The sequence below is a fragment of the Vibrio sp. Vb2131 genome (assembly GCF_033338535.1).
In the GTDB taxonomy this organism is placed as follows: Bacteria; Pseudomonadota; Gammaproteobacteria; order Enterobacterales; family Vibrionaceae; genus Vibrio; species Vibrio alginolyticus.
Window position 1 is genome coordinate 19,565 of sequence record NZ_JAWOSW010000019.1, and the last position, 19,572, is coordinate 39,136.

At 46.1% G+C, this 19,572-nt stretch carries 16 protein-coding genes; 10 read left to right on the forward strand and 6 right to left on the reverse strand.

Going from position 1 to position 19,572, the window contains the following annotated elements; translation table 11 throughout:
• Window positions 1-85: 85 nt before the first annotated feature.
• On the reverse strand, window positions 86-1,495 hold the full coding sequence (gene glnA / locus R7E38_RS18305; RefSeq protein WP_005379275.1) for a glutamate--ammonia ligase: 1,410 nt from the start codon (window positions 1,493-1,495) through the stop codon (window positions 86-88).
• A gap of 530 nt (window positions 1,496-2,025) precedes the next feature.
• On the opposite strand from glnA, the gene typA reads away from it, so the two are divergent.
• Together typA and R7E38_RS18315 are read left to right on the forward strand one after the other, a co-directional pair.
• The gene (gene typA, locus R7E38_RS18310) at window positions 2,026-3,855 is read left to right on the forward strand and encodes a translational GTPase TypA (RefSeq protein WP_005379276.1); all 1,830 of its coding nucleotides are present in this window, start codon (window positions 2,026-2,028) and stop codon (window positions 3,853-3,855) included.
• Window positions 3,856-3,927: 72 nt separating this feature from the next.
• Window positions 3,928-4,470: an AAA family ATPase gene (locus R7E38_RS18315; RefSeq protein ID WP_033905906.1), complete on the forward strand. Its 543-nt coding sequence runs from the start codon at window positions 3,928-3,930 to the stop codon at window positions 4,468-4,470.
• A 31-nt stretch (window positions 4,471-4,501) separates the two neighbouring features.
• On the opposite strand, the gene R7E38_RS18320 is transcribed toward R7E38_RS18315, so the two are convergent.
• Complete coding sequence (locus R7E38_RS18320) at window positions 4,502-5,143, reverse strand: DUF2959 domain-containing protein (protein WP_005382972.1); 642 nt, start codon at window positions 5,141-5,143, stop codon at window positions 4,502-4,504.
• A 34-nt stretch (window positions 5,144-5,177) separates the two neighbouring features.
• On the opposite strand from R7E38_RS18320, the gene R7E38_RS18325 reads away from it, so the two are divergent.
• The 3 genes from R7E38_RS18325 (at window position 5,178) to R7E38_RS18335 (ending at window position 7,552) form a co-directional block, all read left to right on the forward strand.
• Window positions 5,178-6,122: a virulence factor BrkB family protein gene (locus tag R7E38_RS18325; RefSeq protein WP_033905908.1), complete on the forward strand. Its 945-nt coding sequence runs from the start codon at window positions 5,178-5,180 to the stop codon at window positions 6,120-6,122.
• Window positions 6,094-6,528: a D-aminoacyl-tRNA deacylase gene (gene dtd / locus R7E38_RS18330; RefSeq protein WP_005379282.1), complete on the forward strand. Its 435-nt coding sequence runs from the start codon at window positions 6,094-6,096 to the stop codon at window positions 6,526-6,528. The genes R7E38_RS18325 and dtd overlap by 29 nt, the downstream gene beginning before the upstream one ends.
• Before the next feature lie 106 nt (window positions 6,529-6,634).
• Window positions 6,635-7,552, forward strand: coding sequence for a bifunctional GNAT family N-acetyltransferase/hotdog fold thioesterase (locus tag R7E38_RS18335; protein ID WP_005379283.1), 918 nt, complete (start codon window positions 6,635-6,637; stop codon window positions 7,550-7,552).
• Here the strand turns inward: R7E38_RS18335 and R7E38_RS18340 are convergent.
• From R7E38_RS18340 to hslR, 4 genes are all read right to left on the reverse strand, one after another.
• The gene (locus R7E38_RS18340; protein WP_005379285.1) at window positions 7,538-9,655 is read right to left on the reverse strand and encodes an AsmA family protein; all 2,118 of its coding nucleotides are present in this window, start codon (window positions 9,653-9,655) and stop codon (window positions 7,538-7,540) included. The genes R7E38_RS18335 and R7E38_RS18340 overlap by 15 nt on opposite strands.
• A gap of 190 nt (window positions 9,656-9,845) precedes the next feature.
• Complete coding sequence (gene pckA, locus R7E38_RS18345; RefSeq protein ID WP_005379288.1) at window positions 9,846-11,474, reverse strand: phosphoenolpyruvate carboxykinase (ATP); 1,629 nt, start codon at window positions 11,472-11,474, stop codon at window positions 9,846-9,848.
• 336 nt (window positions 11,475-11,810) lie between these two features.
• On the reverse strand, window positions 11,811-12,686 hold the full coding sequence (gene hslO / locus R7E38_RS18350; RefSeq protein ID WP_318081960.1) for an Hsp33 family molecular chaperone HslO: 876 nt from the start codon (window positions 12,684-12,686) through the stop codon (window positions 11,811-11,813).
• A gap of 31 nt (window positions 12,687-12,717) precedes the next feature.
• The gene (hslR, locus tag R7E38_RS18355) at window positions 12,718-13,104 is read right to left on the reverse strand and encodes a ribosome-associated heat shock protein Hsp15 (protein WP_005379292.1); all 387 of its coding nucleotides are present in this window, start codon (window positions 13,102-13,104) and stop codon (window positions 12,718-12,720) included.
• Window positions 13,105-13,357: 253 nt separating this feature from the next.
• Between hslR and gspC the strand changes: the two genes are divergently transcribed.
• Genes gspC through gspG form a run of 5 tightly spaced genes read left to right on the forward strand, consistent with a single transcriptional unit; the run spans window position 13,358 to window position 19,561 of the window.
• Window positions 13,358-14,284 (forward strand): type II secretion system protein GspC, encoded by a 927-nt coding sequence (gene gspC, locus R7E38_RS18360; RefSeq protein ID WP_318081961.1) that lies wholly within the window; start codon window positions 13,358-13,360, stop codon window positions 14,282-14,284.
• 36 nt (window positions 14,285-14,320) lie between these two features.
• Window positions 14,321-16,339 (forward strand): type II secretion system secretin GspD, encoded by a 2,019-nt coding sequence (gspD, locus tag R7E38_RS18365; RefSeq protein ID WP_005379295.1) that lies wholly within the window; start codon window positions 14,321-14,323, stop codon window positions 16,337-16,339.
• Window positions 16,339-17,841, forward strand: coding sequence for a type II secretion system ATPase GspE (gene gspE, locus R7E38_RS18370; protein WP_005379296.1), 1,503 nt, complete (start codon window positions 16,339-16,341; stop codon window positions 17,839-17,841). The genes gspD and gspE overlap by 1 nt, the downstream gene beginning before the upstream one ends.
• Window positions 17,841-19,058, forward strand: coding sequence for a type II secretion system inner membrane protein GspF (gene gspF, locus R7E38_RS18375; RefSeq protein ID WP_104975741.1), 1,218 nt, complete (start codon window positions 17,841-17,843; stop codon window positions 19,056-19,058). Before gspE ends, gspF begins: the two co-directional genes overlap by 1 nt.
• Before the next feature lie 59 nt (window positions 19,059-19,117).
• A complete protein-coding gene (gene gspG, locus R7E38_RS18380) occupies window positions 19,118-19,561 on the forward strand; it encodes a type II secretion system major pseudopilin GspG (protein WP_005379298.1) in 444 nt (147 codons plus the stop codon).
• Window positions 19,562-19,572 lie beyond the last annotated feature (11 nt).

Below are 19,572 nucleotides of genomic sequence, written 5' to 3' on the forward strand. Positions count from 1 at the left end.
CTTGACTGGCGAATACAAAAAAGGCCCGCCTGCGAGGCGAGCCTAATATTTTATTGCTGTGTTTACATTTTACACAGTGTCGACCTTACACAGAGTAGTAAAGTTCGAACTCAACAGGGTGAGTTGTCATGTTCACACGCTCTACGTCCTGAGACTTAAGGTCGATGTATGAATCGATGAAGTCGTCAGAGAATACGCCGCCCGCTGTTAAGAACTCACGATCAGCATCTAGCTCTGCTAGTGCGTCTTTTAGTGAGTATGCAACAGTTGGGATTTCTGCTGCTTCTTCAGCTGGAAGATCGTAAAGGTCTTTATCCATCGCTTCGCCTGGGTGGATCTTATTCTTGATACCGTCAAGACCAGCCATAAGCATTGCTGCGAAACATAGGTATGGGTTCGCCGCTGGGTCACCGAAACGAACTTCGATACGACGTGCTTTCGGGCTTGGTACCACTGGGATACGGATTGAAGCAGAGCGGTTACGCGCTGAGTAAGCTAGCATTACTGGTGCTTCGAAGCCTGGTACAAGACGTTTGTACGAGTTTGTTGATGGGTTAGCGAATGCGTTGATTGCACGAGCGTGTTTGATGATACCACCGATGTAGTAAAGCGCCATTTCAGATAGACCGCCGTACTTGTCACCAGCAAATAGGTTTACGCCATCTTTTGCTAGAGACTGGTGAACGTGCATACCGCTGCCGTTGTCGCCAACAAGTGGTTTAGGCATAAACGTCGCTGTTTTACCAAACGCGTGAGCAACGTTGTGTACAACGTACTTGTAGATTTGGATTTCGTCAGCTTTGGTTGTTAGCGTGTTGAAACGAGTTGCGATTTCGTTTTGACCCGCCGTTGCCACTTCGTGGTGGTGCGCTTCAACAACAAGACCCATTTCTTCCATTACTAGACACATAGCAGAACGGATGTCTTGAGATGAATCTACTGGAGCTACTGGGAAGTAACCACCTTTAACGCCTGGACGGTGACCTTTGTTACCTTCTTCGTAGTCAGAACCTGTGTTCCATGCCGCTTCTACGTCGTCGATTTTGAAGAAAGAGCCTGACATGTCTGTCGAGAACTTCACGTCATCAAATAGGAAGAATTCTGGTTCAGGACCGATAAGTACAGTATCTGCAACACCTGTAGAACGCATGAAGTCTTCAGCGCGTTTTGCGATAGAGCGTGGGTCACGGTCGTAGCCTTGCATTGTTGCAGGCTCTAAGATGTCACAACGGATATTTAGTGTTGCGTCTTCCGTGAATGGGTCAAGCACAGCAGAAGATGCGTCAGGCATCATTACCATGTCTGATTCGTTGATACCTTTCCAGCCAGCAACTGATGAACCATCGAACATTTTACCTTCTTCGAAGAAGTCTGCGTCGATTTGGTGAGCAGGGATCGAAATGTGCTGCTCTTTACCTTTTGTATCAGTGAAGCGTAGGTCAACAAACTTAACTTCGTTTTCTTGGATCAGCGATAGAACGTTTTCTACTGACATCTTGGATAACCTCCAGTGTTAATAAGCGGTAAAAGCTCGATTTATGAATTATTCATGAAACCTGGCATTGATTAATCAATTTGACTTTTCATTAATCGATGCTGTTTTAACTAAAGCCAAAACCGTGCCAAAAAAAATATTCCATTAATTTCAAGCAATTGTGTTTTTGAATGCTAGTTTGGTGCACTTGCTTGCACCAAAATGATCTTTGCTTGCACTATTATGGTGCTAAAAATCATTGTTGCACCATAATGTGACAGGTACATTGCGTATTCAGCCCAGTTTTTGAGCAAGAGTCAATTTGAATTATGCATCGATTAGAATAAAGTTGCGTTTAATCAATTCGTTCTGAGGAAGAAAATGGGCATTAAGCGTAAAAATCGCAGAAATGCTCGGGAGTAGATCACATATTTCTAGGCTTTTTGCTAAAATCTGGTACATTATGGCCGTTTTTTTAATCAGCAAATGTCGCCAGAGAGCACCCGTTCTCAGCGTGGGGGCATTTCATCTATCTAAGTGAATCAATATCCATGGCTACTCCACAGATTGATAAATTAAGAAATATCGCGATCATCGCGCACGTTGACCACGGTAAAACCACGTTGGTTGACAAGCTGCTACAACAATCAGGCACGCTTGAGTCTCGCGGTGAAGCTGAAGAGCGAGTCATGGACTCGAACGACATCGAGAAAGAGCGCGGTATTACCATTCTTGCTAAAAACACAGCAATCGACTGGAACGATTACCGTATCAACATCGTAGATACTCCGGGACACGCGGACTTCGGTGGTGAAGTTGAGCGTATCATGTCGATGGTAGACTCTGTACTACTTATCGTTGACGCAGTTGATGGTCCAATGCCTCAAACGCGTTTCGTAACACAAAAAGCGTTTGCTCACGGTTTAAAACCAATCGTTGTAATCAACAAGATTGACCGCCCTGGTGCACGTCCTGATTGGGTTATGGACCAAGTGTTCGACCTGTTCGACAACTTAGGTGCAACTGATGACCAGCTAGACTTTAAAGTAGTTTACGCATCTGCACTTAACGGTTGGGCTTCTCTAGAAGAAGGCGAAACTGGCGAGAACATGGAACCACTATTCCAAACTATCGTTGATGTTGTTGACGCGCCAAATGTTGACCTTGATGGTCCACTACAGATGCAAGTTTCTCAGCTAGACTACAGCTCTTACGTTGGTGTTATCGGCGTGGCTCGCGTAACTCGTGGTAGCGTTAAACCAAACCAGCAGGTAACCATTATTGGTGCTGACGGTAAAACTCGCAACGGTAAAGTGGGTACAGTAATGGGCTACCTTGGCCTAGAGCGTCACGAAGTGGAACAAGCTAACGCGGGTGATATCATCGCAATCACTGGTCTTGGCGAGCTGAAAATTTCTGACACTATCTGTGCACAAAACGCAGTAGAAGCATTACCACCATTGTCTGTTGATGAACCAACAGTAACGATGACGTTCCAAGTAAACACGTCTCCATTCGCGGGTAAAGAAGGTAAGTTCGTAACGTCACGTAACATCCTTGAGCGTCTTGAGAAGGAATTGGTACACAACGTTGCACTACGCGTTGAGCAAACAGACGATCCAGATAAATTCCGCGTATCAGGTCGTGGTGAACTTCACCTTTCTATCCTGATCGAAAACATGCGTCGTGAAGGCTTTGAGCTAGCAGTATCTCGTCCAGAAGTAATCATCAAAGAAGAAGATGGTCAGTTGATGGAACCGTTCGAGACTGTAACGATCGACGTAATGGAAGAGCATCAAGGCGGCATCATGGAGAACATCGGCCTACGTAAAGGTGAGCTGAAAGACATGTCTCCAGACGGTAAAGGTCGTGTGCGTATGGACTTCGTTATGCCATCACGTGGTCTGATCGGTTTTCAAACGGAATTCATGACACTGACTTCAGGTTCAGGTCTTCTTTACCATACGTTTGATCACTACGGCCCTCACAAAGGCGGTAACATCGGTCAACGTGTAAACGGTGTACTAATCGCGAACGCGATGGGTAAAGCGCTAACTAACGCACTGTTCAACCTTCAAGAGCGTGGTCGTCTATTTATCGGTCACGGTGTTGAAGTTTACGAAGGTATGGTTATCGGTATTCACAGCCGTGACAACGACCTAACGGTAAACGCACTGAAAGGTAAGCAGCTAACCAACGTTCGTGCATCTGGTACCGATGACGCACAGGTTCTTACTCCGCCAATCAAGATGACTCTTGAGCAAGCACTAGAATTCATCGATGACGACGAGCTAGTAGAAGTAACGCCTGAAAGCATCCGTATCCGTAAGAAGTTCCTAACGGAAAGCGACCGTAAGCGTGCTTCTCGTGGCGCGAAATAATTTTCGTTAAGCGATTCAATTAAGAAGAAGCCTCGAGTTATGCTCGGGGCTTTTTGTTTTCTGGAGTTGAATATGAACCCGATTATTATCACCGGTGGGCCTGGTGCGGGAAAAACAACATTGCTGAATGCGCTAGACGCGTGTGGTTACGCCACGTTTCCTGAAGGGTCTCGCGACTTGATTGAGCAGCAAAGCCAGTTAGAAAATGGTATTTTGCCGTGGACGAATTTACCTGGGTTTGCCAAGTTATGCCTTGGGTTGATGGACAAACAAAAGAGTGATGCGCGTTGTCATGATGTTGCGTTTGTTGATCGCGCCATCCCCGACATCATTGCATACCTACAAGTGGGCGGCTGTAAGGTTGACCAAGCTTTCTTAACCGAAAGCGCTGGGTACCATAGTCAGGTGTTTACTTGTCGACCTGAAGCATCCATTTACGTACAAGATGAAGTGCGTCCGCACAGCTTTGAAGAAGCATTGGAGATTCATCAGTCGTTAGTGAGTGTCTATACTGAGTTGGGTTATGAAGTGGTAGAAGTGCCATGGGGAACTGTACCAGAGAGGGTAGGCTTTGTTCGAAGTGTCATCGGTTTACTCGGTGAGGTCGCCGACTAAAACCTCCTCACTTGGAGGAGGTCTAAATCATTTACTTTTGATTGAGCTTTTGTAGGAATTTATCGGACTCTGCAATCGCTTCGTTCATTTGTTTGATCGCAAACTGAATGTCTTTCTCTAAGCTAGAGAACTCACCTTGCAAAGAACCAATCGCACTGGCGTTAAGGTTGTGTTTTAAGTACAACGTGTTGTCACGTAGCGTATCCAGTACCGGTGTCATCTTTTTCTCTGCACGCTTCATAGCGCTAAGCATGGTTTTGTACGAGGCTTTGGTTTCACGTAGTTTTTGCTCGCTTGAACGACGCAGTTTCGCACTCGAGTACAGCTCTAGCTCATCTTGCCACTCATCAAACAGTGCGCCGGATACGTCTTCAATCGCAGCAATACGGTCACGTACGTCTTGAGCCGCTTTTTCGCTATCTTCGTATTTGTCATTGATGTTGTTGTAGACATTTTCTAGCTCACCACCATCAAAGTTGGTGATCGCAGATAAGGCTTCAAGTGCACTGGTGAATTCTTCTTGTGCATCTTGTTGAGATTCTTTGGCATCTTCGACGCGGTCGACCATAATATCTCGTTTATGATACCCAACCTGCTCCATTGCTGAGTAATAAGCAGATTGACACCCTGTTAAAGTGAAAATTGATAGTACAATTGCTAATAAATAAGGCATTCTTATGTCCTCGGCGCTAATTATGGGATGAACTATGAACCAGTTATCAGAGAGTTACAAGGCGAGATTAATCAATCTACTGCCAAGTTGCGTCGCGTTTTTTACGTACCTTCTTAAGCGATTAACGCATGACCGTGTGAATGTGAACGCGGGCTATCTTGCCTACATTACCTTGTTGTCTATTGTGCCAATGCTGACGGTATTGTTATCAATATTGTCGAAATTTCCCGTTTTTGCGAACGTTGGTGAGGTGCTGCAAGGCTACATTATTGAGAATTTTGTGCCGGCTTCTGGAGAAGCTGTACATACGGCATTACAGGAATTTGTGGCGAATACGGGCAAAATGAGCGCGGTTGGCGGTGGGTTTTTATTCATTGCCGCAGTCATGCTGATTTCCAACATTGATAAGAACTTAAACTACATTTGGCGAGTTAAAGACAAGCGCCGTTTAGTCTTTTCATTCTCTATGTATTGGATGGTACTCACGTTAGGGCCGATCATGGTCGGTGCGAGTATTGCGGCGACGTCGTACGTGACTTCGCTGCAAATTTTAGAGAACGAGACATTATCTGGTGCGTTTAATTTATTTCTGCGTTGGCTACCGTTGTTGCTGTCCTTTTTTGCTTTTCTTGGCTTGTATATTCTAGTGCCGAATAAAAAAGTACACCTCGCTCATGGTGCCATGGGGGCAGCAGTCGCCGCGATACTGTTCGAGTTGAGTAAAAAAGGCTTTGCACTCTACATCACTCAGTTTCCGTCTTATCAGCTCATCTACGGCGCGTTAGCGGCGATTCCTATCTTATTTGTTTGGGTGTATTTATGCTGGATGATCGTGTTATTGGGGGCGGAAGTTACGGCTGCGCTTGGTGAGCGAGAGCACTGGAGTGAAGATTTAGACATGATACACTCGACCGCTGAATCTCAGTTAACAGATGAAGGAAGCGAGAGTAGTGATAGCGCTAATTCAACGAGTCAGTGAAGCAGCCGTCCGTGTGGATGGTGAAGTCGTAGGAGAAATTGATCGTGGTCTGCTGGTCTTATTGGGCGTAGAGAAGGACGACGATGAAGCTAAAGCAAAGCGTTTAATGGAGCGTGTTACAACCTACCGTGTGTTCGAAGATGACGAAGGCAAGATGAACCTAAACGTTAAACAGGTGGAAGGTAAAGTGCTGGTGGTTTCTCAATTTACGCTGCCTGCGGATACAAAAAAAGGCACGCGAGCTGGCTTTTCTCGCGGTGCGCATCCTGTTGATGCAGAGCGCTTGTATGATTACTTTTCTGACTTGTGTGAAGAAGTCTTACCCACACAGCGTGGCCGCTTCGCTGCCGATATGAAAGTGTCTTTGGTGAATGACGGTCCAGTGACGTTTTGGTTGCAGGTCTAATCTGGTAACACAGGCGCCATAGTCTAAGCTTTAACTCCAAGATCATGGAATTGGCTTGGAGTAATTTTTCCGACACTGATTAGTGTTGTGCTTTCAAAGGATTGATATGTTCAAACTCATTACTCCCAAAACCGATAATCAGATAAACAAGTATTATCAGTTTCGCTGGCAACTGCTTCGTGAGCCATGGCGTATGCCGATCGGCTCAGAGCGCGATGAATACGACGAAATGAGCCATCACCGCATGATTGTTGATGGACGAGGTCGTCCTATGGCGATTGGCCGTTTATACATTACACCGGATAATGATGGCCAGATCCGCTACATGGCGGTTAAAAATAATCGCCGTAGCAAAGGAATGGGTTCGCTGGTTTTGGTTGCACTAGAGTCGTTAGCGCGCCAAGAAGGAGCGAAACGCTTGGTGTGTAATGCCCGTGAAGATGCCATCGCCTTTTATGAAAAAAATGGCTTTGAGCGTCGAGGCGAGCTAACCGATGAGCGTGGCCCTGTGCGCCATCAGCAAATGGTGAAGCAACTGGATCCGATGGCCAATGTGTTACGTCGCCCTGAATGGTGTACTGAGCTTCAACAGCGCTGGGAGCAACAAATCCCAATTAGCGACAAAATGGGGATCAAAATTAATCAGTACACGGGTTACCAGTTTGAATGCTGTGCGCAGCTTAATCCTAACCTTAATCCGCATAACACCATGTTCGCCGGGTCAGCTTTTACCTTAGCAACCTTGACAGGGTGGGGGATGACGTGGCTGCTGCTTAAAGAGCGTGGGTTGCACGGTGATATTGTGTTGGCCGACAGCTCTATTCGTTATCGTCAACCAGTCGAACAAAACCCCGTGGCGAGTACTTCGTTGGATGGGATCAGTGGTGACCTAGACCGATTGGAGTCGGGACGCAAAGCACGCATCGTTATTCACGTAGTGATTTATAGTGGTGACACGCCAGCTGTGGATTTTGTCGGTACCTATATGCTGATACCGAACTACTCGCAGTTACTCAGTTGCTGATGGGGTAAGCGCCGACTGATCTGCTGGGCGCTTATCTGTTTCACCTTCTTGCTCTGTCGGTGAGAGGGTTTGTTCTGCTGCGGAATTCGTGTCGGGTACTTCATCTTCTTCGATAACTTCTTCGTAAAGCTCTTCCTCTTGAGTCTCCAAATTGATGTTATCAATTACGATTGGCTGCTCGATGGAAGGTTCATTTTTCTGTGGAGTCTCAATATCAGTAGGCTCGGCCAGTTTTGATGCGTTCACGCACTCATTACGGTGGGTTTCGCCACTTAGTAGATCGCCTTCAATGTTTCCGCACGACTCTTCCAATTGATAAGTAATGCCACTTAGCGGGTTGTTGGCCATATCAAATGTTCCCCAAACCTTACCACTTATGGCTTTTCCTGAGATGGTGACCGGCGTTATGGCAACTTCCCCTCGTTGCGCGCTTAAACGCAGTGGACTTAAGGTAATGGCTTTGAGCGAATGATCCGCTTGGGACTTCAAGCGGGTATCTCGGAGATTGGCTTCCACTTCACCCGATAAGCTGTAGGCCAGCATGTTGCGATCACCTGATAACCCTTGTAGATCGAGGCTGAGATCGGAAAAACCATCAATAGCCAGTGTGTCGGGTAAAAAATAATCGTGGAAGAGCGATAAGGGAATACCATCAGCATTGACGTTGAGCGCCCAAGGTTGGCTCGGGGTACTCAAATCTATTTGTCCGATGCCTTCTACGTAGCCTTGCTCGAGTGGCGCAAAAAGGCGAGTCAATTGCCAAAAGCCATCTTTGCTTTGCATGGCAAGTGCTGCGTGAGATGTGAGTATTTGGTCATAGCTGGCGTTGACAACGCTGACTTCCAATTCGCCTTGCCAAAGGCCCCAACGTTGAGCAGACTGTTTAATATCAAGCTGTTGCCCTTCGATATTTAAACCGGAAAGTTGCCAATAAGGTTCGTGAGATAGCTGGATAATTTGGCTGCGCTCAATGTCGAGTCGTTCGATTGCAACATGCTCTAACTCGCTGGTGGCGGCGTGCCACCAATTTAGGTTGTCTTCTGGCTGTGTTGCCCACTTGAGGCCTTGAATAGAGGCTTCTTTGAGCTTCCATTGTGTTGGCGTGAACAATCCAGAAACTTGCACTCGACCTTGCTGCCAATCTAAGCTGAGCTCGTTGAGCTGGATTACTCCTGGCTCGATAGCGGCACTCAAACGTGGCTCTATTGCGGTTTGCTGCTGGAATCGAACGCTATCCGCCTGCAATGACACTTGAGCTTTTGTCTTCCAGAGAGACAGTGGCAGCGTGGCGTTTTCCACAGAAAGATCCAAGTTCTGCCAGTGCCAGTCGCCCCATTCAATATCGGCGTTAAGCAAATCTAAGCTATTAATATGATTAATGCTAAATGGTAGATCGTGCCAAGGTTTTGCAAGCAGTGATTGGCGCTGCGTATTACTCAGTTTCAGCTTGTTGATGGTCACATTTACTAAAGACCAGCCTTGAGGATACTGCTCCCCTTGCCCAGATATTTGACTGTTACGCCAGTTAAAAGAGGTGCCATAAAGCGTACTGTCTTGCGGTTTGTAGTCTATATCGACTAAGACTTGATTAAAGGCTTCGCCATTCCAATAGAGTTGGTCAGCTGCAAGTTGAACTTCGCCATATGGTATTAAATGACCATTCCATTGTGGTGATTGAATTTGAAGGTCAATGCCATTGGCAGAGAACTGCTCGTCGGCGTAATCAATATTTTTGAGCGCGATTTGATGGAATAAAACGTTGTCTAAAGGTGGGAGCTTTGGTGCGCCATACTGCAAGCTCATACCATCAATCAATAAACTATCAACGATCCATTTACCATCGCGATAAACATCGGGATTCATCCATAAATCGACTTGCTCGATGTAAGACGCATCGTCTCCGCTGGTGTTCACGCGTTGTAAAGTTAGGTGATAGGGAAAGCCATAACGCACGCTTCCGGCCCGGAAGGGAAGAGAAAAGGTGTTTGACAGCAAGCGCCAGGTTGCGTCCGCGTAAGATGTTGTTAGCAGCGCAATCGTAGCGGCTGGAATGGCAACTAAGATAACCAGTAACAGAAGTAGAACTCGACGCGCTGTTTTCATCTTTGCTAGAACCTACGTGTGTTATGAAATAAAACTAGATAGGCTTTAGCTTGTATCAATATTCTGTGGTATTCAATAAAAAGCCCCTCAAAAGAGGGGCTTGAAGCAATTTTTGTAACTTGGCCTACGTAAAGGTGATAAGTTAATGCCAACTTTTCACTGCGTTTACGCGACGTCGCTGTTACTCGATTTAATCAATCTGAGGACCAGCCGCAACCAGGGATTTACCTTCAGCGTTGTCTGTGTACTTATCAAAGTTATTGATAAAGCGCGCTGCTAAATCTTTCGCTTTGCTTTCCCACTGAAGTGGGTCAACGTACGTGTCGCGAGGGTCTAGAATGCTAGGATCCACACCTGGTAGTGACGTTGGTACTTCAAGGTTGAAGATTGGAATGTGCTTAGTTGGTGCTTCTTCAATCGAACCATCAAGAATGGCATCAATAATTCCGCGTGTATCTTGAATAGAGATACGTTTGCCAGTGCCGTTCCAACCTGTGTTCACTAGGTAAGCCTCAGCGCCTGCTGCTTCCATGCGTTTAACCAGTACTTCTGCGTATTTAGTTGGGTGAAGCGTTAGGAACGCCGCGCCGAAACAAGCAGAGAAAGTTGGTGTTGGCTCAGTAATACCGCGCTCTGTTCCCGCTAGTTTGGCGGTAAAGCCAGACAGGAAGTGGTACTTAGTTTGCTCAGGTGTCAATTTAGATACTGGAGGCAGTACGCCAAATGCATCGGCTGATAGGAAGATCACTTTATTCGCGTGGCCGCCTTTTGATACTGGCTTAACGATATTATCGATATGGTAGATAGGGTAAGAAACACGTGTGTTTTCTGTTTTCGAACCATCATCAAAGTCGATAGAGCCATCGCCACGTACTGTTACGTTTTCTAGCAGTGCATCACGACGAATTGCGTTGTAGATGTCCGGCTCCGCTTCTTTCGAAAGTTTGATGGTTTTTGCGTAACAACCACCTTCGAAGTTGAAGACACCGTCATCATCCCAGCCGTGCTCATCATCACCAATTAGCGCACGTTTAGGATCAGTCGACAGGGTCGTTTTACCCGTACCAGATAGACCGAAGAATACCGCTACATCGCCATCTTTGCCCATGTTAGCGCTACAGTGCATTGATGCGATGTCTTTTAGTGGAAGGAAGTAGTTCATCATGGCGAACATACCTTTCTTCATTTCACCGCCGTACCAAGTACCACCGATAAGTTGCATGCGCTCGGTTAGGTTAAATACGGTGAAGTTTTCTGAGTTCAGGCCTTGCTCTTCCCATTTTGGATTAGTGCATTTTGCGCCATTCATTACTACGAAGTCTGGTTCAAATGTCGCTAACTCTTCTTCTGTCGGGCGAATAAACATGTTTTTAACGAAGTGCGCTTGCCATGCGACTTCTGTGATAACACGAATGCTCAAACGTGTATCTGGGTTTGCACCACAGTAACCGTCAACAACAAACAAGCGTTTGTTAGAAAGCTGGTTTGTGACCAGTTCTTTTAGCTCGTCCCACACTTCAGGAGTGATTGGCTTGTTATCATTTTTCACTTGATCAGACGTCCACCACATATGTTCTTCTGTCGTAGCGTCTTTGACGATGTATTTATCTTTTGGTGAGCGACCAGTAAAGATGCCAGTGTCAACGGCAACCGCACCTAGTTCAGTAACCACGCCGCGCTCATAACCGGTTAGGTCTTCACGCGTTTCTTCCTCAAACAACATTTCGTAGCTTGGGTTGCGAATAACCTCTTTTACGTTATGCAGTCCGTGCTTGGTTAGATCAAGTGTTGCAGCCTTAGTATGTTCCATAACGGTCATAGGTGCTCCTTATAAGGATTTTGTAGGGATTTTGTAAGAATGTTTTAATTTTAATCTGCTCACCATGCTAGCAACGGGGCGGGGAGAAAACAGGGAGATAGCTCAAAATTTACCCATGATTTCAATAAGGTTTTAGGTAACCCGTCACATATTGGTGGGAATAGTCTATCGTGCACGCAATCCTTTGCGCTAGGGCAAAATCATTATTAATTGTTTAAAATTAAGCAGTTGTTTTATTACGCTTGAGGCTAGTTATTACGAGGGGTTGATCACAAAAAGGCCAGCATTAAGCTGGCCTTTTGTAGGGTAAATTACGTGCTTGATAAGCTATGTAAATTAATGCAGGGTTTTCTTGTCCGTAGAAGCTTGTGCATACAGTTCAGTGACTTCAGATTCGTCGAACGTATAAGTTGTGCCACAGTAATCACAATGTAAAGAAACTGATCCAACTTCTGCCAAAATGTCATAAATTTCAGCTTTCTCAACGGTGATGATTGCGGCACCGCTACGCTCACGAGAACAGCCACAATGGAACTCGACAGGTTGTGGCTCGTACAGACGTACTTTGTCTTGGTTATATAGTCGATACAATAACTCGTTCGCTTCTAAACCAAACAATTCTTCATCTTTTACTGTATCAGTGAGCTGCTCTAGATGTTCGAAATCATCTGGAGAGCCAGTGCCGTCAGGGATCACTTGAATCAACATACCTGCTGCGTGTGCTTTGCCTTCATGCTCACCAGTGCGGATCCATAGGCGCGTTTTTAACTGCTCTGAGTTTGTAAAGTAGCCTTCTAGCACTTCTGCTAAAGTGTCACCTTCTAATCCAACGACGCCTTGGTAACGCTCGCCGTTTTTCGGTTCGATGGTGATCACAAGGTAGCCCTTACCCATTAGATCGTGAATGTTTGCGTCATCGGCAATATCGCCTTCCCAGCGAGCTACGCCACGAACACGTTGGTTATGGTCACCGTTGATAACGGCAAGAGACACAGGACCGTCGCCTTGTAGCTGGATGGTGATCGAACCTTCGAACTTAAGAGTGGCAGTTAAAAGAGTAGTTGAAACGAGTAGCTCACCCAGCAGTTTCTCTATTGCTGCCGGATATTCCTTGCTGGAGATAACACGTTGGTACGCTTCATCCAATTGTACCAACTCGCCACGTACTGAAAGATCTTCGAATAGGTAGCGGTTTAAAACATTATTTGCCATGGAGTGCTTTCCTCGTTGGTAATTCCGGCTTTTATTGGTGTTTGAACTTAATGATGTCTCTGCGCTGCTTTTTATCTGGGCGGCGTTCCGGACTTGGGTTGTGGGCATTAAGCTTACGTTGAGTCGCGTGTTCCTCACGTTTCGCGATACTCTCATTGGTTTCGCGATATAAGGTTTGTGCGATGGGAGCGCCTCGGCGTTGATCTGAGATTTGTTCGATGATCACGATTTTTTCTTCGTTGCCTTGACGAAGTCTGACTTCAGCGCCCACTTCAACGATTTTACTCGGCTTGCTTCGTTGGCCATTATAGTGGACTTTACCGCCATCGACCATGTTACGCGCGATGGAGCGGGTTTTGTAAAATCTTGCGGCCCATAGCCATTTATCTAGCCTAACGGCTTCATTTAGGGAACTCATAGAACACTACGCTATCTAATCACTGCCCGAATACGGCAATGAGTGATGGATTATTCACCTACAGATGGAGTCAAGGCGTATTTTTTTCAAGGGAGTTGGCAAAAACTGCATAAGAAAAAGGTATGAAAGACAACTTGTGATATAGTTCACTGCTCTTTGTTGAGTAATAATTTTATTGCAAATTTAGCAATTTAAAGTCGATAGCTATCGTTATAGCTTAAATGACGGACGTTAGAATAAAGGAATCCATTCAGTGAAACGTTTAGAGCTAAGTGCAGGATTATCAAGCAGACCGCTACTGGCTCAGATCAAGTCCAATCATTATACCATTCAAGCCAAACTTAGCTTGTTGCTTACCTGTCTGTTTATTGCGATAACCGGATGGATACTTGGCAAAATTGTGTGGTTAGCCATACCTCAATCGTCGGAAGTGCCGCAATGGCGTCCATCGGCGAGTAGCGTTGCTGCGAGCAATAGAGGCGACGCGATAGATTTTAATGCCCTTCAGAATGCCAACCTATTCGGTAAATACACTGAGCAAAAAGCGGCGGTTGTAGAACAGCCTATTGTTAAAGACGCCCCTAAGACGCGCCTTAACCTCACCCTAGTCGGTGCGGTTGCCAGCAGTGATGCCAATACCAGCCTTGCTGTTATTGCTAACCGAGGTAAGCAAGCTACGTACGGTTTGGGTGAAGAAATCGAAGGGACACGTGCGACGCTGAAAGCGGTATTGGTGGATCGCGTCATCATTGATAACCAAGGTCGAGACGAGACCTTAATGATGCAAGGTATAGAATATAAGAAGTTATCTGAATCGCCGCAGGTAGCTAGGGCGCAAGCTCAGCGAGCAGAAGCAGCGACGTCTGACGTTGGAGAGAAATTAGAGCAAATCCGCGAGGAAATTGCGAAAGATCCACAAAGCGTTTTTAAATACATCACCATCTCACCCGTCAAAAAAGACGGAGACATTGTTGGTTATCGAGTATCACCTGGTCGTGATGCCGCATTATTTAATGATGTAGGGCTACAACCTGGTGATATTGCGGTTCAACTGAACGGGATCGATTTAAGTGATCCGTCTTCTTCAGTACAACTGATGCAAGTGATGAGCGATCCGCAAGAATTAAATTTAACTGTTGAGCGAGACGGCCAACAGTACGATATCTATATCCAATTGTAAGACTTAGGCAACCGGCGTAAGTTCAGGGAGACATACGTGAAACATTGGTTCAGCAAAAGTGCTTGGCTACTAGCAGGAAGTTTACTCTGCGTACCAGGTGCAATGGCAAACGAATTTAGTGCGAGCTTTAAAGGCACTGATATTCAAGAATTCATCAACATAGTGGGTCGTAACCTCGAAAAGACCATCATTGTTGATCCTTCAGTACGCGGTAAAATCGATGTCCGCAGCTATGACGTTCTTAACGAAGAGCAATACTACAGCTTTTTCCTTAATGTCCTTGAAGTATACGGTTACGCAGTCGTAGAAATGGACAATGGGGTACTTAAGGTTATCAAAGCAAAAGACTCAAAAACCTCAGCAATCCCTGTGTTAGGTGATGGCAGCGCGCAAGGCGATAGTGTTATCACTCGAGTTGTCGCGGTGCGTAATGTGTCGGTTCGAGAGTTGTCTCCTCTACTTCGTCAGCTGATTGATAACGCCGGTGCCGGTAACGTGGTTCATTATGATCCAGCGAATATTATCTTGATCACAGGTCGTGCGGCAGTAGTGAATCGCTTAGCAGAGATCATCAAGCGAGTTGACCAAGCCGGTGATAAAGAAATTGAATTGGTAGAGCTGCGTAATGCATCTGCTGCTGAAATGGTACGCATTGTTGAAGCACTGAATAAAAGTGCGAATCAGAAAAGCACGCCAGAGTTCCTTGAACCTAAAATTGTGGCCGATGAACGTACTAACGCGATTTTAATTTCTGGTGATCCAAAAGTAAGAGCCCGCTTGAAACGTTTGATTCGTCAACTTGATGTTGAAATGGCGACAAAAGGTAACAACCGAGTTGTGTACCTGAAAAATGCGAAAGCTGAAGATTTGGTGGATGTATTGAAAGGTGTTTCCGATAACCTGCAAGCTGAAAAACAAGCCGGTCAGAAAACATCAGGTGCATCGCGTGGTGAGGTCGTCATTGCTGCTCACGCTGCAACTAACTCGTTAGTTTTAACAGCGCCACCAGATATTATGATGGCATTACAAGACGTCATTTCTCAACTCGATATTCGTCGTGCTCAGGTTCTTATTGAAGCGTTAATTGTCGAAATGTCTGAAGGTGATGGTATTAACCTAGGTGTTCAGTGGGGTTCATTAGAAACGGGTGCTGTAATTCAGTACGGTAACTCAGGAGCCCCGATTGGTCAGGTAATGGTTGGTCTAGAAGAAGCAAAAGATCAAACCCGAACTGAATACTATACCAACTCTAATGGCGAACGAACGCCATATGATGTTACTGAATCAGGTGACTACTCTACGCTAGCTTCAGCACTTAGCGGAGTAAATGGTGCGGCAATGAGTATTGTCATGGGTGACTGGACAGCGCTAATTAGTGCTGTTGCTTCTGACTCCAACTCAAACATTCTATCTTCTCCGAGTATTACCGTAATGGATAATGGCGAAGCATCATTTATTGTGGGTGAAGAGGTTCCGGTTATTACGGGCTCTACGGCTGGCTCAAACAACGACAACCCATTCCAAACGGTTGACCGTAAAGAAGTCGGTATCAAACTCAAAGTAGTGCCACAAATTAACGAAGGTGACTCTGTACAGTTAAACATTGAACAAGAAGTTTCCAACGTATTAGGCGCAAACGGTGCGGTTGACGTTCGCTTTGCTAAACGACAGTTAAACACCTCTGTCATGATCCAAGATGGTCAGATGTTGGTTCTTGGTGGTTTGGTCGATGAACGCGCACTTGAAAGTGAGTCTAAAGTGCCGCTATTGGGTGACATTCCGGTACTTGGCCATCTGTTCAAGTCAACTAGCACGCAAACAGAAAAACGTAACTTGATGGTGTTCATCAAGCCGACGATTATTCGCGATGGTGTGACGGCCGACGGTATTACGCAGCGTAAATACAACTTTATTCGCGCAGAACAGCTTTACAAAGCGGATCAAGGGTTGAAGTTGATGGCAGACGAGAAGATCCCGGTTATGCCTGCCTTTGGCCAGGAGCGTCAGCACCCAACAGAGATTCAAGCGTTTATTGATCAAATGGAAAACAACTAATGGTTGATATGTTAGACACAGCGCCAAGTATGCGTCGTCTGCCATTCAGTTTTGCCAACCGCTTTAAACTGGTGCTGGAGACAGAGCATCCTGAGCGTCCACCTATTCTTTACTATGTCGAGCCGCTTAACCCTGCGGCTCTGGTTGAAGTCCGTCGTGTATTAAAGAAAAGCTTCGTACCGCAACCTATCGATAAAGAAGCCTTTGATAAAAAGCTGACCGAAGCATATCAACGCGACTCGTCTGAAGCGCGTCAGTTGATGGAAGATATTGGTGCTGATAGCGATGATTTCTTCTCTTTGGCTGAAGAACTGCCGCACGATGAAGACTTATTAGAATCGGAAGACGATGCGCCAATCATCAAATTGATCAACGCCATGTTGGGCGAAGCGATCAAAGAAGGTGCGTCGGATATTCATATTGAGACGTTCGAGAAAACCCTTTCGATTCGTTTCCGTGTCGATGGCGTATTGCGTGAAGTTCTGACCCCAAGTCGTAAGCTAGCGCCTTTGCTAGTTTCTCGTGTGAAGGTTATGGCTAAACTAGATATCGCAGAAAAGCGTGTGCCTCAAGATGGCCGTATTTCGTTGCGTATCGGTGGTCGTGCGGTGGACGTGCGTGTATCTACGATGCCGTCCTCACATGGTGAGCGCGTGGTAATGCGTTTGTTGGATAAAAACGCGACTCGTCTTGATTTACATAGTTTGGGCATGACCCCTTCAGTGCATGACAACTTCCGTCACTTGATTGGCCGCCCTCACGGTATCATCTTGGTGACGGGCCCGACAGGTTCTGGTAAATCAACCACCTTGTACGCTGGCTTGCAAGAGATCAATAGCAACGAACGCAACATTTTAACGGTTGAAGACCCGATCGAATTTGATATTGATGGCATCGGTCAAACTCAGGTGAACCCAAAGGTCGACATGACTTTTGCGCGTGGCTTGCGTGCCATTCTGCGTCAGGACCCGGATGTGGTGATGGTCGGTGAGATCCGTGACTTAGAAACCGCACAAATTGCAGTGCAAGCGTCCTTAACGGGTCACTTGGTAATGTCTACTCTCCACACCAACACCGCAGTGGGTGCGATTACGCGTCTACGTGATATGGGTATTGAGCCATTCCTTATTTCTTCTTCGTTATTAGGGGTGCTAGCGCAGCGCTTAGTTCGAACGCTTTGTCCAAGCTGTAAAGAGCCGTATGAAGCCGATGCGGAACAGAAAAAACTGTTTGGTATGGAAGCGCATGAACCGTTAGAACTGCACCGAGCAAAAGGCTGTGAAGCGTGTAACCAAAAAGGCTACCGAGGTCGAACAGGTATCCACGAGCTCATTATGGTTGATGAGCAAGTGCAAGAGTTGATTCATCGAGAGTCTGGTGAACAAGAAATTGAGAGAGCCGTTCGCGCCCATACGCCAAGTATTCGCAGTGATGGTTTAAGCAAAGTACGTCGTGGTATTACGTCACTTGAAGAAGTGATGCGAGTGACGAAGGAAACCTAATGGCGGCATTTGAGTACAAAGCGCTAGATGCAAAAGGCAAGCATAAAAAAGGCACGATAGAAGGGGACAACGCCCGACAAGTGCGCCAGCGACTCAAAGAGCAAGGGATGATCCCGATTGAAGTGGTTGAGACGAAAGCTAAATCGGTTAAGTCTTCAGGCTCAGTCAGCTTTAAGCGCGGCATCTCAACATCTGAGCTGGCACTAATCACACGTCAATTGTCCACGTTAGTCCAATCAGGCATGCCTCTGGAAGAATGTTTGCGCGCGGTCTCTGAGCAGGCTGAAAAGCCGAGAATTCGTTCTATGCTGGCTGCGGTTCGCTCGAAAGTAACCGAGGGTTATCCGCTCGCCGACAGTTTTGCTGATTACCCACACGTGTTTGATGAACTGTACCGCTCTATGGTTGCGGCGGGCGAAAAATCAGGTCACCTCGATACCGTATTAGAGCGTTTGGCAGACTATGTCGAAAACCGCCAAAAGATGCGATCTAAATTGCTTCAAGCCATGATTTATCCTGTAGTTTTGGTGGTATTCGCGGTTGTCATCGTTTCGTTCTTATTGGCGACAGTGGTTCCTAAAATCATTGAACCCATCATTCAGATGGGCCAAGAGTTACCTCAATCGACGCAATTTTTACTGGCAGCCAGTGAGTTTGTGCAAGATTGGGGGCTGATTATTTTCGTTGTGCTGGTGGCGCTTTTCTATGGCCTCAAACTGGCGTTGCAAAAGCCAGACTTTCGCTTAGCTTGGGACAGAAAAATCTTGAGCTTACCGCTAATAGGTAAGATCTCTCGAGGTTTGAATACCGCACGATTCGCACGAACACTTTCGGTCTGTACTTCCAGTGCGATTCCAATTCTCGAGGGTATGCGCGTTGCGGTAGATGTTATGTCTAACCGTTATGTGAAGCAGCAAGTCTTGCTTGCAGCGGATAACGTCCGAGAGGGCGCTAGTTTGCGTAAGGCGTTGGACCAAACTCGCTTGTTTCCACCAATGATGCTACACATGATCGCCAGTGGTGAGCAAAGTGGTGAATTAGAGAGCATGTTGACGCGGGCAGCCGATAACCAAGATCAAAACTTTGAATCAACAGTCAATATTGCTCTGGGTGTGTTTACTCCTGCGCTGATTGCATTAATGGCTGGATTAGTGTTGTTCATTGTGATGGCGACCTTGATGCCAATGCTAGAAATGAATAACTTGATGAGCGGATAATTTCGAATTAAGACGTGTCTACTAACGGCATGGCTTTAATCTAACTTTCGGAGAAAAAAATGAAGTTTAAGCGTAGTAAACAACAGGGTTTTACACTTTTAGAAGTGATGGTTGTTGTCGTTATCCTTGGTATTTTGGCAAGTTTCGTTGTTCCAAACCTATTGGGTAACAAAGAGAAGGCTGACCAACAAAAAGCGATTACGGACATCGTAGCGCTGGAAAATGCCCTAGATATGTACAAGTTGGATAACAGCGTTTACCCAACAACGGACCAAGGTCTAGAAGCATTGGTTAGCAAGCCATCTAACCCAGAGCCACGCAACTACCGTGATGGTGGTTACATCAAACGTCTTCCTAATGACCCTTGGGGCAACCAGTACCAATACTTAAGCCCAGGTGATAACGGTACAATCGATATCTTCACTCTAGGCGCAGATGGCCAAGAGGGTGGAGAAGGTCCAGCTGCAGATATTGGCAACTGGAACATGCAAGATTTCCAATAATTGAGCCTAAG